This window comes from Pseudomonas sp. GB2N2, assembly GCF_054897705.1.
The window spans coordinates 2694549-2714191 of record NZ_CM142701.1; the positions used below are offsets into that span (position 1 = coordinate 2694549).

Annotated in this window: 18 protein-coding genes and 2 pseudogenes; 5 read left to right on the top strand and 15 right to left on the bottom strand. The window is 61.0% G+C overall.

From position 1 onward, the window contains the following. Window positions 1-341: 341 nt before the first annotated feature. The 5 genes from ACYZT4_RS12445 to ACYZT4_RS12465 all read right to left on the bottom strand — a co-directional run bounded on the left by ACYZT4_RS12445 (window position 342) and on the right by ACYZT4_RS12465 (window position 3197). On the bottom strand, window positions 342-683 hold the full coding sequence (locus ACYZT4_RS12445) for a ribonuclease E inhibitor RraB (RefSeq protein WP_461988146.1): 342 nt from the start codon (window positions 681-683) through the stop codon (window positions 342-344). A 218-nt stretch (window positions 684-901) separates the two neighbouring features. Beyond that, the gene (locus ACYZT4_RS12450; protein WP_461988148.1) at window positions 902-1135 is read right to left on the bottom strand and encodes a hypothetical protein; all 234 of its coding nucleotides are present in this window, start codon (window positions 1133-1135) and stop codon (window positions 902-904) included. A 129-nt stretch (window positions 1136-1264) separates the two neighbouring features. Beyond that, complete coding sequence (speE, locus tag ACYZT4_RS12455) at window positions 1265-2140, bottom strand: polyamine aminopropyltransferase (protein WP_461988150.1); 876 nt, start codon at window positions 2138-2140, stop codon at window positions 1265-1267. A 264-nt stretch (window positions 2141-2404) separates the two neighbouring features. Further along, window positions 2405-2596, bottom strand: coding sequence for a PLDc N-terminal domain-containing protein (locus ACYZT4_RS12460; RefSeq protein ID WP_262169451.1), 192 nt, complete (start codon window positions 2594-2596; stop codon window positions 2405-2407). Window positions 2597-2666: 70 nt separating this feature from the next. Beyond that, entirely contained in the window at window positions 2667-3197 is a 531-nt protein-coding gene (locus ACYZT4_RS12465) for a hypothetical protein (RefSeq protein ID WP_461988151.1), read from the bottom strand. A 146-nt stretch (window positions 3198-3343) separates the two neighbouring features. On the opposite strand from ACYZT4_RS12465, the gene ACYZT4_RS12470 reads away from it, so the two are divergent. Next, window positions 3344-4657, top strand: a complete 1314-nt coding sequence (locus ACYZT4_RS12470) for a methyl-accepting chemotaxis protein (protein WP_461988152.1) — start codon at window positions 3344-3346, stop codon at window positions 4655-4657. A 116-nt stretch (window positions 4658-4773) separates the two neighbouring features. Next, window positions 4774-4980, top strand: a pseudogene (locus ACYZT4_RS12475) (terminase); the annotation flags it as partial. A gap of 25 nt (window positions 4981-5005) precedes the next feature. Here the strand turns inward: ACYZT4_RS12475 and ACYZT4_RS12480 are convergent. The 3 genes from ACYZT4_RS12480 to ACYZT4_RS12490 form a co-directional block, all read right to left on the bottom strand. After that, window positions 5006-5803: an acyl-CoA thioesterase gene (locus ACYZT4_RS12480; RefSeq protein WP_461988154.1), complete on the bottom strand. Its 798-nt coding sequence runs from the start codon at window positions 5801-5803 to the stop codon at window positions 5006-5008. A 125-nt stretch (window positions 5804-5928) separates the two neighbouring features. Further along, complete coding sequence (locus tag ACYZT4_RS12485; RefSeq protein WP_461988155.1) at window positions 5929-6687, bottom strand: CHAD domain-containing protein; 759 nt, start codon at window positions 6685-6687, stop codon at window positions 5929-5931. Window positions 6688-6786: 99 nt separating this feature from the next. Beyond that, window positions 6787-7065 carry a hypothetical protein gene (locus ACYZT4_RS12490; protein WP_461988157.1) on the bottom strand — a complete coding sequence of 93 codons (279 nt, stop codon included), beginning with the start codon at window positions 7063-7065 and terminating at the stop codon, window positions 6787-6789. Window positions 7066-7311: 246 nt separating this feature from the next. On the opposite strand from ACYZT4_RS12490, the gene ACYZT4_RS12495 reads away from it, so the two are divergent. Next, window positions 7312-8358, top strand: coding sequence for a patatin-like phospholipase family protein (locus ACYZT4_RS12495; protein WP_461988159.1), 1047 nt, complete (start codon window positions 7312-7314; stop codon window positions 8356-8358). 119 nt (window positions 8359-8477) lie between these two features. Here ACYZT4_RS12495 and ACYZT4_RS12500 read toward each other — a convergent pair whose 3' ends face one another. The 6 genes from ACYZT4_RS12500 to kdpF form a co-directional block, all read right to left on the bottom strand. Next, entirely contained in the window at window positions 8478-9176 is a 699-nt protein-coding gene (locus ACYZT4_RS12500; protein WP_461988161.1) for a response regulator, read from the bottom strand. Between the two features lie 49 nt (window positions 9177-9225). After that, entirely contained in the window at window positions 9226-11877 is a 2652-nt protein-coding gene (locus ACYZT4_RS12505; protein WP_461988163.1) for a DUF4118 domain-containing protein, read from the bottom strand. 129 nt (window positions 11878-12006) lie between these two features. After that, entirely contained in the window at window positions 12007-12552 is a 546-nt protein-coding gene (gene kdpC, locus ACYZT4_RS12510; RefSeq protein ID WP_461988165.1) for a potassium-transporting ATPase subunit KdpC, read from the bottom strand. Window positions 12553-12693: 141 nt separating this feature from the next. After that, complete coding sequence (kdpB, locus tag ACYZT4_RS12515) at window positions 12694-14751, bottom strand: potassium-transporting ATPase subunit KdpB (protein WP_461988167.1); 2058 nt, start codon at window positions 14749-14751, stop codon at window positions 12694-12696. Window positions 14752-14761: 10 nt separating this feature from the next. Then, on the bottom strand, window positions 14762-16456 hold the full coding sequence (gene kdpA / locus ACYZT4_RS12520; RefSeq protein WP_461988169.1) for a potassium-transporting ATPase subunit KdpA: 1695 nt from the start codon (window positions 16454-16456) through the stop codon (window positions 14762-14764). A gap of 8 nt (window positions 16457-16464) precedes the next feature. Continuing rightward, a complete protein-coding gene (gene kdpF, locus ACYZT4_RS12525; RefSeq protein WP_007899818.1) occupies window positions 16465-16554 on the bottom strand; it encodes a K(+)-transporting ATPase subunit F in 90 nt (29 codons plus the stop codon). A 424-nt stretch (window positions 16555-16978) separates the two neighbouring features. Between kdpF and eat the strand changes: the two genes are divergently transcribed. Together eat and ACYZT4_RS12535 are read left to right on the top strand one after the other, a co-directional pair. Continuing rightward, entirely contained in the window at window positions 16979-18343 is a 1365-nt protein-coding gene (gene eat / locus ACYZT4_RS12530; RefSeq protein ID WP_461988170.1) for an ethanolamine permease, read from the top strand. A gap of 124 nt (window positions 18344-18467) precedes the next feature. Next, window positions 18468-18635 (top strand): DUF2897 family protein, encoded by a 168-nt coding sequence (locus ACYZT4_RS12535; RefSeq protein ID WP_461988172.1) that lies wholly within the window; start codon window positions 18468-18470, stop codon window positions 18633-18635. Between the two features lie 123 nt (window positions 18636-18758). Here ACYZT4_RS12535 and ACYZT4_RS12540 read toward each other — a convergent pair. Next, window positions 18759-19610 (bottom strand): annotated as a pseudogene (locus ACYZT4_RS12540) (urea carboxylase-associated family protein). Window positions 19611-19643: the final 33 nt, after the last annotated feature.

Genomic DNA, 19643 nt, shown 5'->3' on the forward strand with positions numbered 1-19643 from the left:
CCTTCGCAAGGCCCGTGCCATCGGCATAAACGCTTTGATATCAATCGGTTGGATATTCGTCGCGGACACGCCGCACCATTCCTGTGCAGCAAACGCCCCAACCTGATTGCCCCCGCTTCATTGCGAAGCAATGCTTTCGCCTATCACCAGCATAGTCACAGTTGATTTCACTGCCCGACAGTCGATGCGGATAATCGGCGCATTCGCTGGAAATGCTCACCGAACTTCCCATTTAGCCGCCTTGTTCAGGCGGCTTTTTTTTGTTTCGGGATTTAACGCCACAGACTAAAACGGCCAACCCGAAGGTCAGCCGTTAGTGGATGTTGTCGCTGTTCATAGTGTTATGCGAGTAGCCCTCGTACCTCCTGCTTGACGCCCCATCCTTCGATGATGCCGCCCAAAGGCTCGACCACCGCCTCGAAGTCCTGCTCAAAGTCGCCGATGCCGTCGTAGGTGGCGTACATCACTTTGCTCAGTTCCAGCGCCCAGGCACCGTCGTCGCGCACGCTGATTTGTGCATTCATGGATTCACCGCAGTAATGCCCTGCCGCCCTGCGTGCCCGCTCCTCGTCCGGGAAAATGGCGTAGAACTCGATCGGATGGAATCGTGAAAAGTCGAAACCGCCTTCTTTCATGCGGCGCAGCACCGAGCTGCTGATGTCTTCTTGATAGGCTGTGCTCATGAAACGTCCTCCTCAAACCGATGGATAGACTTTCCGTACTCCCGACGCCCGCAACCGAATGGTGCACGCGATGCGGCAATTTTTTGCCGATGGGAAACAAGCATGTAGCTGACAAGACCAGACCTTAGCGATCCATTCGCTGATCTCGCTTGCAGAGTAGCCGCAAGTGAGACGCGCTGCCAAGGCCTGGTTATTTCACGAGGGTGTTACGAGAGAAATCAGACGGGAGTGATGCCGAGGATTTGTATGCTGTGCTGGGTCCTGAGTTCCTTGACGCACGCGTCACTGGTCCGCCCTTCCAGATCGTTGAGATCCAGCTCGGCAGCCACAGGAAGGACCCGGGCCTTGATGAGTTTGGCGGCGTGCTCGTTGTCCGGGCATTCGTCGCACTCAAAGACTTCACTGACTGTTTCGCCATGATCGTCCACGAAGGTGATCTTCCACTTTTGCATCAGTGCCTCCTCGAACAAACCCGCAAATGGGCTTACCACTATCTGGACTTTTGCCCGGACTGATCGTTCCAACGGATTACACCTATGTAGGAGCGTCGATCGGCTGCTCCTACATGGGTTGTGGCACGTTTAGTCGTTGCTTGGCTTGTTCACGGCCTGCAGCACGTATTGCGGCAAGGCGAAGGCACCGATGTGGATTTCCGGGTTGTAGTAGCGGGTGATAATGCCGCTGCCGGCGAAACGCTGCTGCAAGCATTCGCGGGACAGTTTGCGGTAGGCGGTGCTGGTCGCGCCCCAGGCGAAAGTCATCGAGCCGCCGATGTAGGTCGGCACGGCCGCCTGATAAAAATGCCAATCCGGGAACAAACTGCGCAGGCGCCCGGCGGTGGTTTTGACTTCTTCGATCTGCATGAACGGCGTGCCGTTCTGGGTCACGAGGATGCCGCCTTCGTTCAGGCAACGACGGCAAGCCTGGTAGAAGTTCTCCGAGAACAGCACTTCACCGGGACCGATCGGGTCGGTGGAGTCGGAAATGATCACGTCGAACTTTTCAGTGGTGGTCGCGACGAAACGCATGCCGTCGTCGATCACCAGGTTCAGGCGTGGATCTTCGAACGAGCCCTTGGAGTGGTTCGGCAGAAATTGTTTGCACATCTCGACCACGGTGCCATCGATCTCGACCATGGTGATGTGCTCGACGCTGCCATGCTTGGCCACTTCACGCAGCATGCCGCCGTCGCCGCCACCGATGATCAGCACGCGCTTGGCGCTGCCGTGCGCCAGGATCGGCACATGGGTGAGCATCTCGTGGTAGATGAATTCGTCGGCTTCGGTGGTCTGGATCACGCCGTCCAGCGCCATCACGCGGCCCATGCGCGGGTTCTCGAAAATCACCAAATGCTGGTGCTCGGTGCGCACTTCGTGCAGCAGTTTTTCCATGCGAAAACGCTGGCCGTAGCCTTCGTAAAGGGTTTCCAGGTACTCGCTGGTTGGGGTGTTGCTCATGGGAAGTGCTCCGATGAATGCGGGTGGCAACGGACGGTTACCCGCCCATGATGGCCAATCGATCCGCTCGATTGCCCGGGAAAGGCGCGCATTCTACGTCGCGGAAGATGACAGGTCGAACGTCAGTTGATGACCCGTCACAATCCCCTTTGGCAGCGGGCTTGCTCGCGAAAGCGGTGTGCCAGCCAAATTCATGGCAATTGACACGACGCCTTCGCGAGCAAGCCCGCTCCCACAGGGAAGGTGTCGACCTTACGAGAGGGATCAGATCCGCACGTTGCCCCGTGGCCCGGCGATCGCCCAGATGATCAGGCCCAATACCGGCAGCAGCAGGATCAGCAGCACCCAGACGATTTTCATCCCGGTGGTGGCGCCACTTTTCAGCACGTTGATGATTGCCCAGATATCGAGGGCAAGGATGATCAGGCCAATCAGGCCGTTGAACGTAGAACCCATGGTGTCGCTCCCTAAGAGTGATGTGCACTCTTAGGATAGTCGGCCATGGCGAGGGTTCCGTTTTATTCCATCAAACGTGGAGGGCGATTTTCAGCGCTTCCAGCGAAGGCGCGGCGGTGATACCGACCTCGGCGCACAACTCGAGTACGCGCGGCACGTCGTTACCGAAGACCAGCACCACTTGCAGTTCGTCGTCGAGCAACTGGCTGAAGTTCATCAGCGTGTAACCGCCGTTTTCCTTGTTCATGCTGCCCATCTGCACCTGGATGCGATTGAGCGCGGTGAGCGCCTCGGTCTTCGCCAGTTGTTTGGGTTTGATATTGAAATCCACCCCCGGACCAAACGAGGCGACGATCTGCGCGAACAAGTCCACGTAAGTGTCCGCCTGAAACAGCACGGTTTCCGGCAGGCTGCCGACGACGACCCACTCGCCCAAGGCAATCGGGAAAGTGTCGTCGTAGTTGATGTCCGGGTTGGCTGTCATAAAAGCCCCGGGATCGGCGTAGGCCTGGACCGCTTCGTCAGCAACCTTGAGAATTTCGTCGTCGCTCATGCACCCGGAGCTGATTTTGCTGATGAGTTCGACGAGTGCGGCTTTCATGAGGGCGGAATCCTGTAGCGAGGGAATTTTGGAGGCGCGAAGGATAGCGCACGGGATCGTTGATGCACATCAAGAACCGGCGCCTCGCGCAGCGGCACAATACTGGCACCTTGCCAATGCTGTTTCCGCTATCAGAGAAAACCTCCATGGGTGCCTGGCTTAGCAACATCTCGCTGAAATATAAATTCTGGGCGGTCAACGCGGTCGCCTTCGTCACGACGTTAATGTTGGTGTTGTACGCCGTGCACCTCGAACAGCAGGCCCGCAGTCACGCATCGCAAGCGTCCGCTCAAGCGCAGGCGCAATTGCTCAGCGCCTGGCCGGCCGGGCAACCGTTGCCCAAGGTTGCAGTGATCGCTCAAGGCCCGAGCCTGAGTCAGGTGTTTGGCGAGCGTTTGCCCCACTACGCGGTCGCCGTGTTGATCCTGATGCTGGCGATGCTCGGCGCGTCGCAATTGTTGATCCGTTTCCTGCTCAGCCAACTCAACACGTTGAAAGACGTGATGCTCCACGTCGAGAAAACCGGCGACCTGTCGGCCCGTGTGCCGCTGGCCTGCACCGATGAGGTCGGGCAGATGGCCGGTGCGTTCAACGCCATGCAGGCCGGTTATCAGCGGGTGGTCAACACCGTCGCCAGCACTGCCCGGCAACTGGATATAGGTACGACGCGGCTGGCGTCGAGCATGAACGAGGTGCGCCACGGCATGCTCGGCCAGCAAAGCGAAACCGACCAGGCCGCCACCGCAATCAACGAAATGACCGCCACCGTTTACCACATCGCCCAGCACGCCGGCGCCACCCGCGACCTCTCGCAAACCGCCGACACCCTGGCGGGCAGCGGCCAGGAAGTGGTCAGCCGTGTGCAGAGGTCGATTGCCGGGTTGTCCACCGGTGTGCAGCACACCGCCGAGATGATCCAGCGCCTGGCCGAGGACAGCCAGAAGATCAACGGCGTGGTCAATGTGATTCACAGCATCGCCGAGCAAACCAACCTGCTGGCGCTGAATGCGGCCATCGAAGCGGCGCGGGCCGGTGAAATGGGTCGCGGCTTCGCGGTGGTAGCCGATGAAGTGCGCAACCTGGCCAAGCGCGTGCAAGCCTCGACCGATGAAATCACGCTGATGGTCTCGGCGCTGCAAGCTGGCACCCGGGACGCGGTGGACTTTATGCAGGAAAGCTCGTTCAAGGCCGACGATTGCGTGCAGCAGGCGCAAGAGGCCGGCGCCGCGTTGCTGGAAATTACTAGCGCAGTGGCGCAGATGCGTGAAAGCAATACCCAGATTGCGGTGGCGGCCGAGCAGCAGAGCCACGTGGCGGAAGAGATGAACCGGGCGCTAGTAAGCATTCGCGATGTGACCGAAAACACGGTGCAGCAGACAGTGGATTCGGCGACGACCAGTCATGAGTTGGCGGCGTTGGCCGGGGAACTGAGCAAGGCGATAGGACAGTTGAAACTCTGAGAGCCCAATCGCTGGCAACATCATCTATCACATCGATAGCCAACCTCGATTCGCCCACCGCCCATGCCACGCCTATTCTTCAGCCATGTGTTCAACACGGATCGAGGATCAGGATCATGGGCAAACGTCACCCCAACCTTCCCGCCTGGCAATGGCGCGCTTACCCGGACAATTTGGTGCTGCACCTGATCGCCGTGCCGCTGTTCATCGTCGCGTTTCTTTTGCTCGTTACCGGGGTGTTCAGCCTGAGTTTTGCGACCGTCGCAATCGGCGTCATCGGCCTGCTCGCGGCATTGGGCCTGCAACGCCATGGTCACAGCCTGGCGTGAGCGTTACCGTTGTCACTGATCAGGCAAAAATCGTCACAGTCTGCCGGCTCATGGCAATCAACTGACCTTGCGCGCTCCACAGCTTCGCGGCCGCATGGCCGTAGCCGTCAGCGGCATGTTCGATTTCAACCAGGTATTTGCACCAGTCCAGTGTGCTCAGGTCGAGCAACGGCTGAACGAATTCGATGGTCCAGGTCAGCGTGCTGCCCATCGCGACTTTCTTCAGGTGCGGCAGCAGCGCCGGTGGCCAGGCATCGACCAGCGCGAGAATATGCGCCTCATTGAGCGACTCTTCCTTGACGTCTCCACGCAAGCGCACCCAGCCGCCCATGTCTCGGGACTTGTTGCCGGTGAACGGCAGGCCGCCGACGCTCCAGCGCATCGCCAGATGACGCATGAATTCCGGGGTCACGTCTTTGATGTACGGCAGTTCCTGGCAGTCATCCCAGTGTTTCATCTCAGGCGCTGGCGCCGCTGTCACGGCCACTTCGGAAGGTCGCGAGGCGCCGAAGCTGCCCTGGATCAGCGTCACCACTTGCCCCTTCTGCATCGCCCGGCCCAGCACTTGGCTGACGGCTTTGCCTTCGCGCAGGACATCGACTTCAAAACGGACCGGCACCTCGGGCTCGACTGGCCCGACAAAGGTAATCGCCAGCGAACGCACGGGACGGTCCGCCGGCACCCTGGCGCGCATGGCTTCGTATTGGAGCGCCGCGACCAGGCCGCCGAAGCTGGCCCGACCCTGCGCCCATTCGGCCGGAATGGTCAGCTCCAGCGGCTGAATGCGGACGGCGTCGAGCAAATCGGAAAAGCGCATGAAAACCTCAAGGGCAGGAAGGGATGCAGGGATGTTAACCAGACGGCGTGGATGACACAGCGCTTATTCCGGCCAAAGAGACTGACAGAAAGGCCGATAAATTCCACGTTTGAGCTGTGTTGGTCTCAGGATTTGAAGCAGGTGGCGCTGAGTTTGTCGAGGACACGATCAGCACGGGCTTCGGCCTTGGCCATGGTGGACTTCCATTCGGCGACGCAAGGTTGCAGATCGGCTTCCAGCTCAGCCCGGGCCAGCCACTGCCAGCAGTCGTGCCAATCACCCAATGCCGCTTGAGCCGATTTGAGCCTCGGCAGAGCCGGTTTCGGCAAGCGATCCAGTTCGGGGTAAGCCTCGATCCCGTAGCGCACACGCTTGATCAGCAAACGCAAACGGTGGCGATCATGCGCCGGATCGTGGAGTGCCTGATCGAGTTTCTTCCACTGTTTATCCAAGCGTTTGTCGATGCGTTTGCCCAATGCCTCAAGCAATCCCTGACGCTGGGCGGCCCGCAGAAAACGCGGAAACGCATCCAGAATCATCAACAACTGCGCCAGTTCGGCGCTCGCCGCAACCGCCGGATAGGCCGCGGCCATCTGCGCCATGCGCCGGTGCGCCGCCTCGGGTTGATCATGCTGAAGCAAATACGCCGCCAGCACTTCGCGATCGCGCAACGGCGTGGTCTGGGTGCCGACCGCGGAGGCCGCCGCTTCCAGCTGCTCTACGCCGGGCAAACCGCGCAACGGCCGCAACAGGCTGCGCAAACGGCGAACCGTGGTGCGCAGATCGTGCAGCGCTTCAGGGTCAGTGCGTGCGTTCAGCCGGGCCTGACAGGCCAGCAAGCGGACTTCCAGGCCCAGAACGTGGGCAACCAACCGATTGATCATTGTATGTACTCCCTTGCAGGAGCCTGCTTGCTGGCGATGGCGTCATCGAGAGCGGTGCATCACTCAAGGCCCAATCGCCAGCAAGCAGGCTCCTACGGGTTAGCGACCGGCGCGGGATTCACGAATGTAGAAGCGTGCTTTTTCGGCCTTGCTGGTGCAGCCCTCGTAGGCTTCGAACTGCTGCTGAGTCTTGGCGCCGGTCAGCAGCGACAAGGCCTTGGAATAGCTGACCGTCCCGGCGAAACCTTCGGCCTTGGCCAGGTCCAGCTCATGCCACGCCGCATCGATGCCGCTGCCGCAACTTTCGCGGTAAGCGGTTTTTCCGGCACAACCGGCGAGCGCCAGCGCAATCAAAGGCACACAGATCCAGGCTTTCATCACTCACAACTCCAGTTCAGATAACACGTTTAAATAAACAGTCGTGCAGGTAAGACGGTCTGACGCGTGAAAAGTGCCTTGGCCCCGCTGCGCCAACTATAGCGCTCGGGAGAATAACCATCTGCCGCAATTACGTATCGAAAAACTGTCGAAAAAACGACGCGTTCACCCCGCCGAGCGACCTTAGCGATTGAAGCACGCCCCTCGATGGGTGCATTGTTGAGCCTTGTCAGACGAGGGCGATTCATGAAAAAGCGTGTCGCACTGGTATTGGGTTCCGGCGGAGCCCGGGGCTATGCACATATCGGTGTCATTGAGGAGATCGAGCGGCGTGGTTACGACATCGCGTGCATCGCCGGTTGTTCGATGGGCGCCGTGGTTGGCGGGATTTACGCCGCCGGCAAACTGGAGGAATACCGCAACTGGATCGAGGGCCTGGATTACCTCGACGTGTTGCGTCTGGTGGATGTCAGTTTCCGCCTCGGCGCGATTCGCGGCGAGAAGGTCTTCGGGCAGATCCGCAAGATCGTCGGCGAGATCAATATCGAAGACTTGCGCATTCCCTACACGGCGGTGGCCACCGACCTGACCAACCAGCAGGAAATCTGGTTCCAGGAAGGTTGTCTGCATCAGGCGATGCGCGCTTCGGCAGCGATCCCCAGCCTGTTTACCCCGGTGATGCAGGGCAATCGCATGCTGGTGGACGGCGGGATTCTCAATCCGTTGCCGATCGTGCCGGTGGTGTCGAGTCATTGCGATTTGATCATCGCGGTCAACCTCAATTCCACTAACCAGCGTCACTATAAATTGCCGGTGATTCAGCGCCCGGCCAAGTTCAGGAACCGCTTCGACAGCCTGATCAACTCGGTCGGCTCGAAGTTACCCTTCCGCCGCACGCAGGCGGAGAAATTGCTGCTGCTGGAAAAGGAAGCGTTGAGTGCAGACGCGGCCGAGATCAACCCGTGGATCGATTCTGCCGAACCTGAAGCCCAGCAACCGGCAGCCGCACCGGAACGCGACGGCGCGCCGAAGTCGGCCACCGGTTCGTTCATCATCGACAACGTAGGGCCGGCGTCCTTGCTGGATTTGATCAACCAGAGTTTCGAGGTGATGCAGACGTCGTTGGCGCAGTACAAGATCGCCGGTTATCCGCCGGATATCCTGATCAACGTGCCGAAACGGGTGTGCCGGTTTTTCGAGTTTTACAAAGCGCCGGAGTTGATCGCGCTGGGGCGGGAGATTGCGCGGGATACGCTGGATCGGTATGAGAGTGAGCGGGATCGGGATTCCTGAAGTTCTCGGGTGAATGTCAGGGCCCCATCGCTGGCAAGCCAGCTCCCACAAGGTTATGCGTTGGTCCATCTGTGGGAGCTGGCTTGCCAGCGATGGGGCCAGACCATTCAATACAAAAACTACAGGCCACCCTCACTCAACAACCGATACCCGACGCCCGCCTCGGTCACGATAAACCGGGGCTGCGTCGGATCATCCGCCAGTTTCTGGCGCAAATGTCCGACCACAATCCGCAAATAGTGACTGTCTTCGGTATGAGTCGGTCCCCAGATGTCCTTGAGCAATTGCTGTTGGGTAATCACGCGCCCCGGATGCCGCGCCAGTTGCGCCAGCACGGCGTATTCCTTGCGGGTCAGCGCCACTTCGACGCCGTCAAGCAGCACCCGGCGATAGGCCAGATCCACCGTCAGCGGGCCAAAGGTCAGCGCCGCTTGCTGCGCCTCGCCCACCGGCGCCTGACGCAACAAGGCCCGCACCCGCGCCAGAAATTCCTGGATGCCGAACGGCTTGGTCACGTAGTCATTTGCGCCGCCATCCAGCGCTTCGACCTTCTGCCCCTCGCCGGCGCGCACCGACAGCACCAGCACCGGCACCGTCGACCATTCACGAAACTCGCGCAGCACTTGCTGGCCGTCCATGTCCGGCAGGCCGAGGTCGAGCACCAGCAAATCGGGTTTGTTCAGCGCGGCTTGCGCCAGCCCCTCGGTGCCGGTGCCGGCCTCCAGCACTTTGTAGCCCTGAGAAGTGAGGCTGATGCGCAGGAATTTGCGGATTTGCGGTTCGTCGTCGATGACCAAAATGGTCGCGGTCTGGCTCATGGTTTCTGATCGCGGCATGGAAATGTACAGAGGGTATCAGGCTTCACTTTCAGCGCTCACTTTCAAAGTCGGGTTGATCCTGCAAAGGCAGGTGCAGCGTGATGCAGGTGCCGCGCCCGTCGATGCCGTCGCCGACGCTGATCCGACCGCCATGCGCGCCGACCATACCCTGACAGATCGCCAACCCCAGCCCGGTGCCCTGCCCGCCCCGATCACCGCGCGCGGCGGTGTAGAACATGTCGAAAATCTTCGCCCGCTCCTCCTCCGGAATGCCCGGCCCTTCATCGCTGACTGAAAAAAACAGCTCGTTTTCATCCACACCGGCACGCATGCGCAAACGCCCATTAACCGGTGAAAACCGCGCAGCATTTTCCAGCACGTTCACCAGCGCCTGCTCGATCAGCGCGGCATGAACGTAAAGCAGCGGCAACTCGGGCGGCACCTCGGTGCTGACCTGCAACGGCGCCAGCACAGCGCGCAGGCGATTGAGCGAACTACCGACAATGTCGGCCGGCGACACCCAATCTCTCGCAAGCTTCAGTGCGCCGTGACCGAGACGGGTCATGTCCAGCAGGTTCTGTATGTAGCGGTCGAGGCGCTCGGCTTCATCGCGCGTGCCTTCGAGCAGTTCGCGACGATCTTCCAACGGGATGGCTTCACCGAGCGCCAGCAGGCTGTCGATGCTGCCGCGCATGGACGTCAGCGGCGTGCGCAGATCGTGGGACACCGAAGCGAGCAAGGCGCTGCGCAGTTGCTCGGTTTCGCCGTGCAGGCGCGCGGCTTCGAGGTCTTCGGCCAGTTGTGCCCGAGCCAGCGCCTGGGCCAGCGGCTGACTCAGCGCCGTGAGCAAACGCCGACGCTGGCCGCTGAGGGTCTGGCCTTCTTTGGCACAAACGCCGAGCAGCGCCAGCGGCCCGTCTTCCACGGACAACGGCCACCACCACCAACGGCCCATCGGCAACGTGCCGGTGCCGGCGCCCGCCGGCTGGTCGTGCTGCCAGGCCCAATCGGCAGCGGCGCGTTCGGCTTCGGTGAATTCCAGCGGACCACCGGTTTCGACTTTCCAGCCGGCCGGGCCGTCGCGGTTGAGCAGGCACAGCTGCAAGTCACTCCAGCCATTGAGATGTTGCGCAGCGGCACTGACCACCGCTTGACGGTCGGTGGCGGCGGTCAGTTTGCGCGACAGGTCGAGCAGTTCGGTAGTCTCTTCCTGAGTGTCGCGCAGCGCCTGCAACTGTCGACGCTGGCGCGCCGCAAGGTTGCCGGTGAGCGCGGCCATCAGCAGGAAAAACAGCAAGGTCAGCACGTCTTCTTCGCGCTGGATGCTGAAGGAAAAATTCGGCGGAATGAACAGAAAATCGTAGGTCAGAAACGACAGCGCCGCACAGGCCAACGCCGGGCCGAGGCTGCTGCGCACCGCCACCAGCAGCACGGCGGCGAGGAACACCAGTGAGATGTTCGGCAGCGGCAAGACACTCGCCACGCCCCAGGCCAAGGCACTGGCCAACAGCGTCGCCACCAGCGCCAGCGCGTAGTCGAACCACACCAGCGTTTGGGCTGAGCGCTGACGGGGCTGGTGCTGTGGGTGATCGCTGTCAAGAACGTTGATTTCCAGTCCGCGCGCATCGCGCAGCAAGCGTGAAGCCAGACCACCGCCCAACAGTCGCCGACGCAAACGCTGCCGCGACTGGCCGACCAGCACCAGACTGGCGCGGCGTTCGGCAGCGTGTTGAATCAGGGTTTTCGCCACTTCGCCGGCGCGCAGCAACACCACTTCGCCACCGAGGCGTTCGGCCAATTGCTGGGCACTTTGCAGACGCAGGCGCGATTGCTCGTCGCGCACGCTGCCGTTGTCCACGTGCACCAGGCTCCACGGCAGATGCCGACGCTGGGCGACACGGCTGGCGTGACGCACCAGCCGTTCAGCCTGCGCATCGCCATCGACGCCGACCAGCAGCCGACCGCGCACGGCGGGCGCGGCCTGACCGAGTTGGCGATAACCCTGGGCCAGATCGTTATCGACCTGGGCCGCGGCGGTTTGCATCGCCATTTCACGCAGGGCGGTGAGATTCGTCTGGGTAAAAAACGCATCGATGGCGGCGCGCGCCTGTTCCGGCACGTAGACCTTGCCGTCACGCAGGCGCTCGAGCAGTTCACGCGGAGGCAAGTCGATCAGCAGCAGTTCGTAGGCTTCCTGCAGCACCCAGTCCGGCAAGGTTTCGCGGACCTGAACGCCGGTGATGCCGCGCACCTGATCGTTGAGGCTTTCGAGGTGCTGGACGTTGACCGTGGTGAACACGTCGATGCCGGCGGAGAGCAGTTCTTGAATGTCTTGCCAGCGTTTGGCGTGACGACTGCCGGGGGCGTTGCTGTGCGCCAGTTCGTCCACCAGCACCAGTTTCGGTTTGGCCGCGAGCAGGCCGTCGAGGTCCATTTCCTCAAGCATCACGCCGCGATATTCCGAGCGCACCAGCGGCTGCTGTGGCAAGCCGCCGAGCAGCGCTTCGGTTTCGGCGCGGCCGTGGGTTTCGACCACGCCGGCGATGACTTTGACGCCGTGGCGCAGTTGGGTATGCGCCGCTTGCAGCATGGCGTAGGTCTTGCCGACACCGGGCGCGGCGCCGAGGAAAACCTTGAGCCGGCCACGGCCGTCGCGGGGCAGGTCTGCTAACAGCGCGTCGGCGCGGCCGGAGTCGCTCATGCTTGGGGTCTCACAATTCTGATGTTGATGTGGTGATTGTTAAGCCGCCTTCGCGAGCAGGCTCACTCCTGCATAGGAATGCATATTCCTGTGGGAGTGAGCCTGCTCGCGATTGGCGGCGCCACCGATCTACAGGTTTTCCAGCGCCATGTTCAGCGCCAGCACATTTACCACAGGAGGCCCTACCAGCGGTTGTTCGATGTGGGCATTCATCAATTGCTGAAGCGTAGACACCGGCACATTCCGCGCCGCAGCAACACGCGCCAGTTGATAGGCAATCGCTGCCGGTGGCAAGTGCGGATCGAGGCCGCTACCGGAGGTGGTCAGCAGCGCCAGCGGCACCGGACCTTGTCCTGGCACCCGCAACTTATTGGCATCCTCAATCACCCGAGTGGCCAGCGCCGGGTTGCTCGGCGACAGGTTGCTCGCGCTGCTCGAGACGGTGGCAAACGCACCGGCCGAGGGGCGTGGATGGAACCAGGCATCACCCACGAAATCCTGGGCAATCAGCGACGATCCGCGAACCTTGCCGTCGGCATCGTGGACGAGACTGCCATTGGCCTGATTAGGGAACGCGACCTGCGCAACACCGGTGACCACCAAGGGGTAGGCGACGCCGGTGATCAGGGTCATCAGCACCAGCAGGCTCAGGGCCGGACGTATCAATGTGGACATTTCAAAACCCTCGAATTCAGATAGATAACCTGTAGGAGCGAGCCTGCTCGCGATGGAATTCAAAGCGCCACGTCGAGTCAGAAAAGGCGCGTTATCGTTAACGACCATCGCGAGCAGGCTCGCTCCTACAGGGGGCGGCGTTTAAACCAGATGCAACGCCGTCAACAGCATGTCGATCGCCTTGATGCCCACGAACGGCACCAGAATCCCGCCCAATCCATAGATCAGCAGATTGCGACGCAGCAACGCCGCAGCGCTCGCCGCTTGCACGCGCACGCCGCGCAAAGCCAGTGGAATCAGCACCACGATGATCAGGGCGTTGAACACAATCGCCGAAAGAATCGCGCTCTGCGGACTGCTCAGGTGCATGACGTTCAACACGCCGAGCTGCGGGTAGATCGAGGCGAACAACGCCGGCAGGATCGCGAAGTATTTGGCCACGTCGTTGGCGATGGAAAAGGTCGTCAGCGCACCGCGCGTCACCAGCAATTCCTTGCCGATCTGCACCACGTCCAGCAACTTGGTCGGGTCGCTGTCGAGGTCGACCATATTCGCCGCTTCGCGTGCCGCTTGCGTGCCGTCGTTCATCGCCATGCCGACGTCAGCCTGCGCCAGTGCCGGGGCATCGTTGGCGCCATCGCCGCACATGGCGACCAGTCGACCGTCGTTCTGCTCGTGACGAATGCGTGCCAGTTTCTTCTCCGGCGTGGCTTCGGCCAGCACGTCGTCCACACCTGCTTCAGCGGCAATCGCGGCCGCGGTCAGCGGGTTGTCGCCGGTGACCATGACCGTGCGAATCCCCAGTTTGCGCAGCTCGGCGAAACGTTCGCGGATGCCCGGTTTGACCACGTCCTTGAGATGGATCGCGCCAAGCAATTTACCGTCTGCGCAGACCAGCAACGGCGTGCCCCCGCTCTGGGCAATCTTGTCGATTTCCCGGGACAGTGCTGGTGCCAGATCAGCGCGTTTCAGGCCGACGAACGCCAGCAGCGAATCCACCGCGCCTTTGCGGAACACGCGACCCTGATAGTCGACACCGGACAGGCGTGTCTCGGCGCTGAATGGCACCGCTGTCAGCACGTCGGCAGACGGCTCGGGCTGTGGATGAATCCCGCGCAGGTACTCAACGATGGACTTGCCTTCCGCCGTGTCATCGGCCAGCGAGGCGAACAGCGCGCCCTCGGACAGTTCCTTGGCGCTTACGCCCGGCGCTGGATAAACTGCCGTGCAGCGACGGTTGCCGAAAGTGATGGTGCCGGTCTTGTCCAGCAACAGAACGTGCACGTCCCCCGCCGCTTCCACCGCACGACCGGATTTGGCGATCACATTCAGGCGCACCAGGCGGTCCATCCCGGCGATACCAATGGCCGACAGCAAACCGCCGATGGTGGTCGGAATCAGCGTGACCAATAACGCCACCAGGAACACCAGCGGCAGGCTGCCGTTGGCGAAGTGGGCGAACGGTTGCAGGGTCACGACCACCAGCAGGAAGATCAGCGTCAGGCCGATCAGCAGGATGTCGAGCGCCACTTCGTTCGGGGTTTTCTGGCGTTTGGCGCCTTCGACCAGCGCGATCATGCGGTCCAGTGTCGACTCGCCTGGGTTGGCGGTGATACGCACCAGCAGCCAGTCGGACACCAGCCGGGTGTTGCCGGTGACGGCCGAACGGTCGCCGCCGGATTCACGAATCACCGGCGCGGATTCACCGGTAATCGCCGCCTCGTTGACCGCCGCGATGCCTTCGATGACTTCGCCGTCACCAGGGATCATTTCCCCGGCCTCGACGCGCACCACATCGTCCTTGCGCAGGCTGGTCGCCGGCACTACTTGAAAGCTGCCGTTCGAGGTTTTGCGTCGAGCGCTCAAGCCTTCGCTGCCGGCCTTGAGGCTGTCGGCGCGGGCCTTGCCGCGACCTTCGGCAAGGGCTTCGGCGAAGTTGGCAAAAAGCACGGTGAACCACAACCACAGCGCGATTTGCGCGGCAACGAAGGTCGGTACGGCGTTGTCGGGAATGAAGCACAACACGGTAGTGAGGACGGCGGTCAGTTCGACCACCAGCATCACCGGCGCACGCTGCAGTTGCCGTGGGTCGAGCTTGACGAAGGCTTGCACCAGCGCCGGACGCCACAGGGCCGAGATCGCGGTTTTTGGTTGTTCCGGTGCCTTCACGGCGACCGGTTTAACTACGGGCATATTCATCAAATACTCCTCAGAAGCCCATGCTCAGGTGTTCGGCAATTGGACCCAGCGCCAAGGTCGGCAGGAAGGTCAAGCCACCCACCAGCAAAATGGTCACGGTCAGCAAGGTCACGAACAGCGGGCCGTGGGTCGGGAAACTGTTCTGGCCAATAGGTGCGGTTTTCTTCATCGCCAGGCTGCCGGCCAGGGCCAGTACCGGGAGGATGTAACCGAAGCGACCGATCAACATACCCAGACCGAGCATCAAGTTGTGGAACGCGGTGTTGGCACTGAAGCCGCCGAACGCCGAACCGTTGTTGGCACTGGCCGAGGTGTAGGCGTACAGCAACTGGCTGAAACCGTGGGGGCCAGGGTTGCTCACCGCCGCCACCGGACCGGGCAGGCTCGCGGCAATCGCGCCGAGCACGAGCACGCCGACCGGCATCACCAGCAAGGTCACCACCAGCAATTGCACTTCCTTGGCTTGCAGTTTCTTGCCGAGGTATTCCGGGGTGCGGCCGATCATCAGGCCGGCGAGAAACACCGCAATCAGCACGTTGAGCAACATGCCGTAGAGCCCGGCGCCGACGCCGCCGAAGATCACTTCGCCGACCATCATGTTGACCAGTGCGACCATGCCGGTCAGCGGGTTGAGGCTGTCGTGCATGGCGTTGACCGAGCCATTGGACGCCGCCGTGGTGGTCACCGACCACAGCACCGTGGCGGTGGTGCCCAAGCGCGCTTCCTTGCCTTCCAGCGGCGCGGTCTGTTCGACGGCGACGTTGTTCAGGGCCGGGTTCGGTTGGTATTCAGCCCACAGCGAGGTTGCGCCGCCAATCAGGAACAGGGCGAACATGCAGGCCACAATCGCCCGGCTCTGCCGCAGGTCCTTCACGTAGTGGCCGAAGGTGAACACCAGGGCAACCGGGATCAGGATGATCGAGGCCATCTCGAACAGGTTGGTCCACGCCGTCGGATTCTCAAACGGGTGCGCCGAGTTGACACCGAAGAAGCCACCACCGTTGGTGCCCAGTTGCTTGATCGCAATCTGGCTGGCGGCCGGGCCGAGCGGGATCACCTGATCGACGCCTTGCATCGTCACGGCATTCACGTATTGCGCGAAGGTTTGCGGCACGCCCTGCCAGACCAGGTACAGCGCCAGCAGCAAGCACAGCGGCAGCAGGCCGTAGAGGGTGGCGCGGGTCATGTCGACCCAGAAGTTGCCCAGGGTTTTGCTGGATTTGCGCCCGATACCGCGACACAGCGCAACCAATACCGCCAGGCCGGTGGCGGCGCTGACGAAGTTCTGAACGGTGAGGCCGACCATCTGGCTCAGGTAGCTCAGCGACGCTTCGCCGCTGTAGGCCTGCCAGTTGGTGTTGGTCATAAAACTGATCGCGGTGTTGAACGCCAGCGTCCACTCCTGACCCGGCAGGTTTTGCGGGTTGAGCGGCAAGTGGTCCTGGAACAACAGGATTGCGAACAACAGCAGGAAGCCCGCGAGGTTGAAAGCGAGCAAGGCCAGCGTGTATTTCTGCCAGCTCTGTTCGGTCTGCGGGTCAACGCCGGCTACCCGATAGCAGCCGCGCTCGACCGGCCCGAGGATCGGCGTCAGCCAGGTGCGCTGGCCTTCCATGACCTTGTAGTAGAACCGCCCGAGAAACGGTGCAGGAATCAGCACCACGGCGAAGAAGGCCAGGATCAGCCAATAGTCATAACTGTGCATAGCCGCTCCTAGTTCCGGTCCGCGCGCAACAGCGCAACCAACAGATAAATGAACAGCCCCACTGCGAGTAGCAGTGACACTCCGTCCAGAACGCTCATGGAAGTTCTCCGTGTTACGGCGTATTGCCGCGTGTGGGGTTATTGTCGGGACAGAGGCTGTAAAGGAACGAGACCGAGGGATGTGGCGGGGCATAAAGAAAGCGTAAAGAGTGGGTTTATGCGGGCGTTACAGGGTGGGTTTTGTGGTGGCTGTTCTGAAGTCATCGCGAGCAGGCTCACTCCCACAGGATTTTTGTCGTACACACATTTTGTGTTCGATCTAAAACCTGTGGGAGTGAGCCTGCTCGCGATGACGGCAGAACAGACGACAACGCCCTCAACTGGCGCACAAAAAGGCCTGCATCCAGCGCCAAACATCCCCGATACGACACCTTTTCGCCTATTACGACCGCCACCCCAACACTGGCACGCCCACTGCAAACGCCCTTCCCCGAGCTTTCCAAACCGTTCAGGGAGCAAACGCATGAACACACAACTCAAACCCACGCTGGGCACGCTGCACTTGTGGGGCATCGCGGTCGGGCTGGTGATTTCCGGTGAGTACTTCGGCTGGAGTTACGGCTGGGGCGTGGCGGGCACACTCGGTTTCCTGGTGACGTCCTTTATGGTCGCCACCATGTACACCTGCTTCATCTTCAGTTTCACCGAGCTGACCACCGCCATTCCTCACGCAGGCGGTCCTTTTGCCTACAGCCGCCGCGCCTTTGGCGAAAAAGGCGGGTTGATTGCCGGGCTGGCGACGCTGATCGAATTCGTCTTCGCGCCTCCGGCGATTGCGCTGGCGATCGGCGCGTACCTGAACGTGCAGTTTCCAGGGCTCGACCCGAAACACGCAGCGGTCGGCGCATACATTGTATTCATGGGCCTGAACATCCTCGGGGTGAAACTCGCAGCGACGTTCGAATTGGTGGTCTGCGTGCTGGCCGTCGCCGAATTGCTGGTGTTCATGGGCGTAGTCGCCCCGGCATTCAGCTTCAGTAATTTTGCCTTGAATGGCTGGGCGGGTTCCGACGTGTTCGGCGCACCAGCGATTGCCGGGATGTTCGCGGCGATTCCGTTCGCGATCTGGTTCTTCCTCGCCATCGAAGGCGCCGCCATGGCCGCCGAAGAAGCCAAGGACCCGAAACGCACCATCCCCAAGGCCTACATCAGCGGCATTTTGACCCTGGTGGTATTGGCGATGGGCGTAATGTTCTTCGCCGGCGGCGTCGGCGACTGGCGCACCCTGTCGAACATCAATGATCCTCTGCCGCAAGCAATGAAAACCGTGGTCGGCGAAAGCTCCGGCTGGTTGCACATGCTGGTGTGGATCGGCCTGTTCGGGTTGGTGGCGAGTTTCCACGGCATCATCCTCGGCTACTCGCGACAGTTCTTCGCCCTCGCCCGCGCCGGTTACCTGCCAGCGTCCCTGGCCAAACTCTCGCGCTTCCAGACGCCGCACCGGGCAATCATCGCCGGTGGAATCATTGGTATCGCCGCGATCTACAGCGATGGCTTGATCAATCTGGGCGGCATGACGCTGACAGCGGCGATGATCACCATGGCCGTGTTTGGCGCAATCGTGATGTACATCATGAGCATGCTCAGCCTGTTTAAACTGCGTAAGACCGAACCGAACCTCGAGCGCACCTTCCGCGCGCCTTGCTATCCGTTGGTGCCGATGATCGCGCTGGTACTGGCGGTGGTTTGCCTGGTGGCGATGGCGTGGTTCAACGCACTGATCGGACTGATTTTCCTCGGCTTCATGGCGGTGGGTTTCGTGTACTTCCTGCTGACAGCCCAGTTGCGTGCGGATGCGCCGGCGGATGCGATGCTGACAGGGTTGTAATCAGCCACAGTGTCGCTGGCCTATCAGGCATAGAATGGAACCACTGCGAAATTCAATCGCTCAAAGTGGTATGCACGATCGATTGGCGAAACCCGCCAATCGGCCTGCCCTCAAGGAGAGTCCTATGCCCTGGTATGCCTGGTTGATTCTGGTCGTTGCGATTGGCTCGATCGTTGGTGGTTTGATGATGTTGCGCGACACTGCCAACAAGGTCGATCTGACGGATGAACAGCGTAAACGTGTTGCGAAGCGCAATGCGGTAGCGGATGCGAAGGATGCGCAAGACCGCTGAACAATAACTGTGGGGAGGGAGCTTGCTCCCGCTGGGTCGCGTAGCGGCCCTAAACGTCCCTCGCACATCCCTGCGCCCGCTTTGCGGTCGAGCGCGAGCAAGCTCCCTCGCCACAACTGCGCCTTATTTTTCCCAGTCAGCCTTGGCGATGTGCAAGCCATGCAGCTCCTTATAGGCCGCACGTTCCGGCTGACTCCAGCCCTCCAGCAACGAATCCTCCAGCTTATAAATCTCGACCCCCAGCGGGCGACAAACGCTCAATGGGTCCTGCGCTTCCGGCCCCCACATCGCCAATGACAGATCGCCACCCGGACACGTCGACAGCGCGCACAGCAAATCGATCTCGGCAAAGAACTCCAGCTAATCTCCCTTCTGCGCCGGACAGGCTTTCATGAAGTACATGTCGTCGTGGTTAAGGCCCGTGCACTGGAAAATATTCAGCACGTCATGCACGTCAAATTCAGTCAGGCCATGAGGCAATACGGCACGGGTCAGGTTGGAATGGCAGTGATGATGGAAATCTTCGCCCGTGAGCATCTTGTTCACGTACGGATCGCAACGGGTGCCGAGCAAATCGTGCAGCCGACCGCCGTGTTCGTCGATGCCATAACCGGCGAGGCTGTCATCAGTGATGGTCACCAACGGACGCAAGAATGGCAGGTTCGACCACAGCCGATCATGGACGCTGACATGCGCGCCTTGCAGTTGCCGGGTACGAGCCGCCCATAACCGCTCACGCGGATCGTTGGCATTCCAGACGTTGAAATCCCCGACCTGGGGGCCAACCGGCGTCGTCACGCGAAACACATGGCCCGCGGGAACATTCCACGCGCGCGCCGTGCGGATCGGCACTTCAAACTGTTCGATCAGCGTGCGATCACCCTTGGCATCGCGGATGCGTTCGTAAAACGCCGTGTCCACCTGCAAGGCCGAGCCAGCATTGACCTGGTAGGCCGCCGGATAGTCTTTGTACATGACACGATTCCTTGATAACTGCTGGAGGCCAAC

Bases quoted from the DNA above. Each gene is read 5' to 3' on its own strand.
- ACYZT4_RS12490 (WP_461988157.1), bottom strand. From the start codon at position 7,065: ATGAAAGCCTGGATCTGTGTGCCTTTGATTGCGCTGGCGCTCGCCGGT.
- speE (WP_461988150.1), bottom strand. From the start codon at position 2,140: ATGAGCAACACCCCAACCAGCGAGTACCTGGAAACCCTTTACGAAGGC.
- ACYZT4_RS12450 (WP_461988148.1), bottom strand. From the start codon at position 1,135: ATGCAAAAGTGGAAGATCACCTTCGTGGACGATCATGGCGAAACAGTC.
- ACYZT4_RS12445 (WP_461988146.1), bottom strand. From the start codon at position 683: ATGAGCACAGCCTATCAAGAAGACATCAGCAGCTCGGTGCTGCGCCGC.
- ACYZT4_RS12500 (WP_461988161.1), bottom strand. From the start codon at position 9,176: ATGAGCCAGACCGCGACCATTTTGGTCATCGACGACGAACCGCAAATC.
- kdpA (WP_461988169.1), bottom strand. From the start codon at position 16,456: ATGCACAGTTATGACTATTGGCTGATCCTGGCCTTCTTCGCCGTGGTG.
- ACYZT4_RS12495 (WP_461988159.1), top strand. From the start codon at position 7,312: ATGAAAAAGCGTGTCGCACTGGTATTGGGTTCCGGCGGAGCCCGGGGC.
- ACYZT4_RS12535 (WP_461988172.1), top strand. From the start codon at position 18,468: ATGCCCTGGTATGCCTGGTTGATTCTGGTCGTTGCGATTGGCTCGATC.
- ACYZT4_RS12505 (WP_461988163.1), bottom strand. From the start codon at position 11,877: ATGAGCGACTCCGGCCGCGCCGACGCGCTGTTAGCAGACCTGCCCCGC.
- kdpB (WP_461988167.1), bottom strand. From the start codon at position 14,751: ATGAATATGCCCGTAGTTAAACCGGTCGCCGTGAAGGCACCGGAACAA.
- ACYZT4_RS12460 (WP_262169451.1), bottom strand. From the start codon at position 2,596: ATGGGTTCTACGTTCAACGGCCTGATTGGCCTGATCATCCTTGCCCTC.
- eat (WP_461988170.1), top strand. From the start codon at position 16,979: ATGAACACACAACTCAAACCCACGCTGGGCACGCTGCACTTGTGGGGC.
- ACYZT4_RS12485 (WP_461988155.1), bottom strand. From the start codon at position 6,687: ATGATCAATCGGTTGGTTGCCCACGTTCTGGGCCTGGAAGTCCGCTTG.
- kdpF (WP_007899818.1), bottom strand. From the start codon at position 16,554: ATGAGCGTTCTGGACGGAGTGTCACTGCTACTCGCAGTGGGGCTGTTC.
- ACYZT4_RS12480 (WP_461988154.1), bottom strand. From the start codon at position 5,803: ATGCGCTTTTCCGATTTGCTCGACGCCGTCCGCATTCAGCCGCTGGAG.
- kdpC (WP_461988165.1), bottom strand. From the start codon at position 12,552: ATGTCCACATTGATACGTCCGGCCCTGAGCCTGCTGGTGCTGATGACC.
- ACYZT4_RS12470 (WP_461988152.1), top strand. From the start codon at position 3,344: ATGGGTGCCTGGCTTAGCAACATCTCGCTGAAATATAAATTCTGGGCG.
- ACYZT4_RS12465 (WP_461988151.1), bottom strand. From the start codon at position 3,197: ATGAAAGCCGCACTCGTCGAACTCATCAGCAAAATCAGCTCCGGGTGC.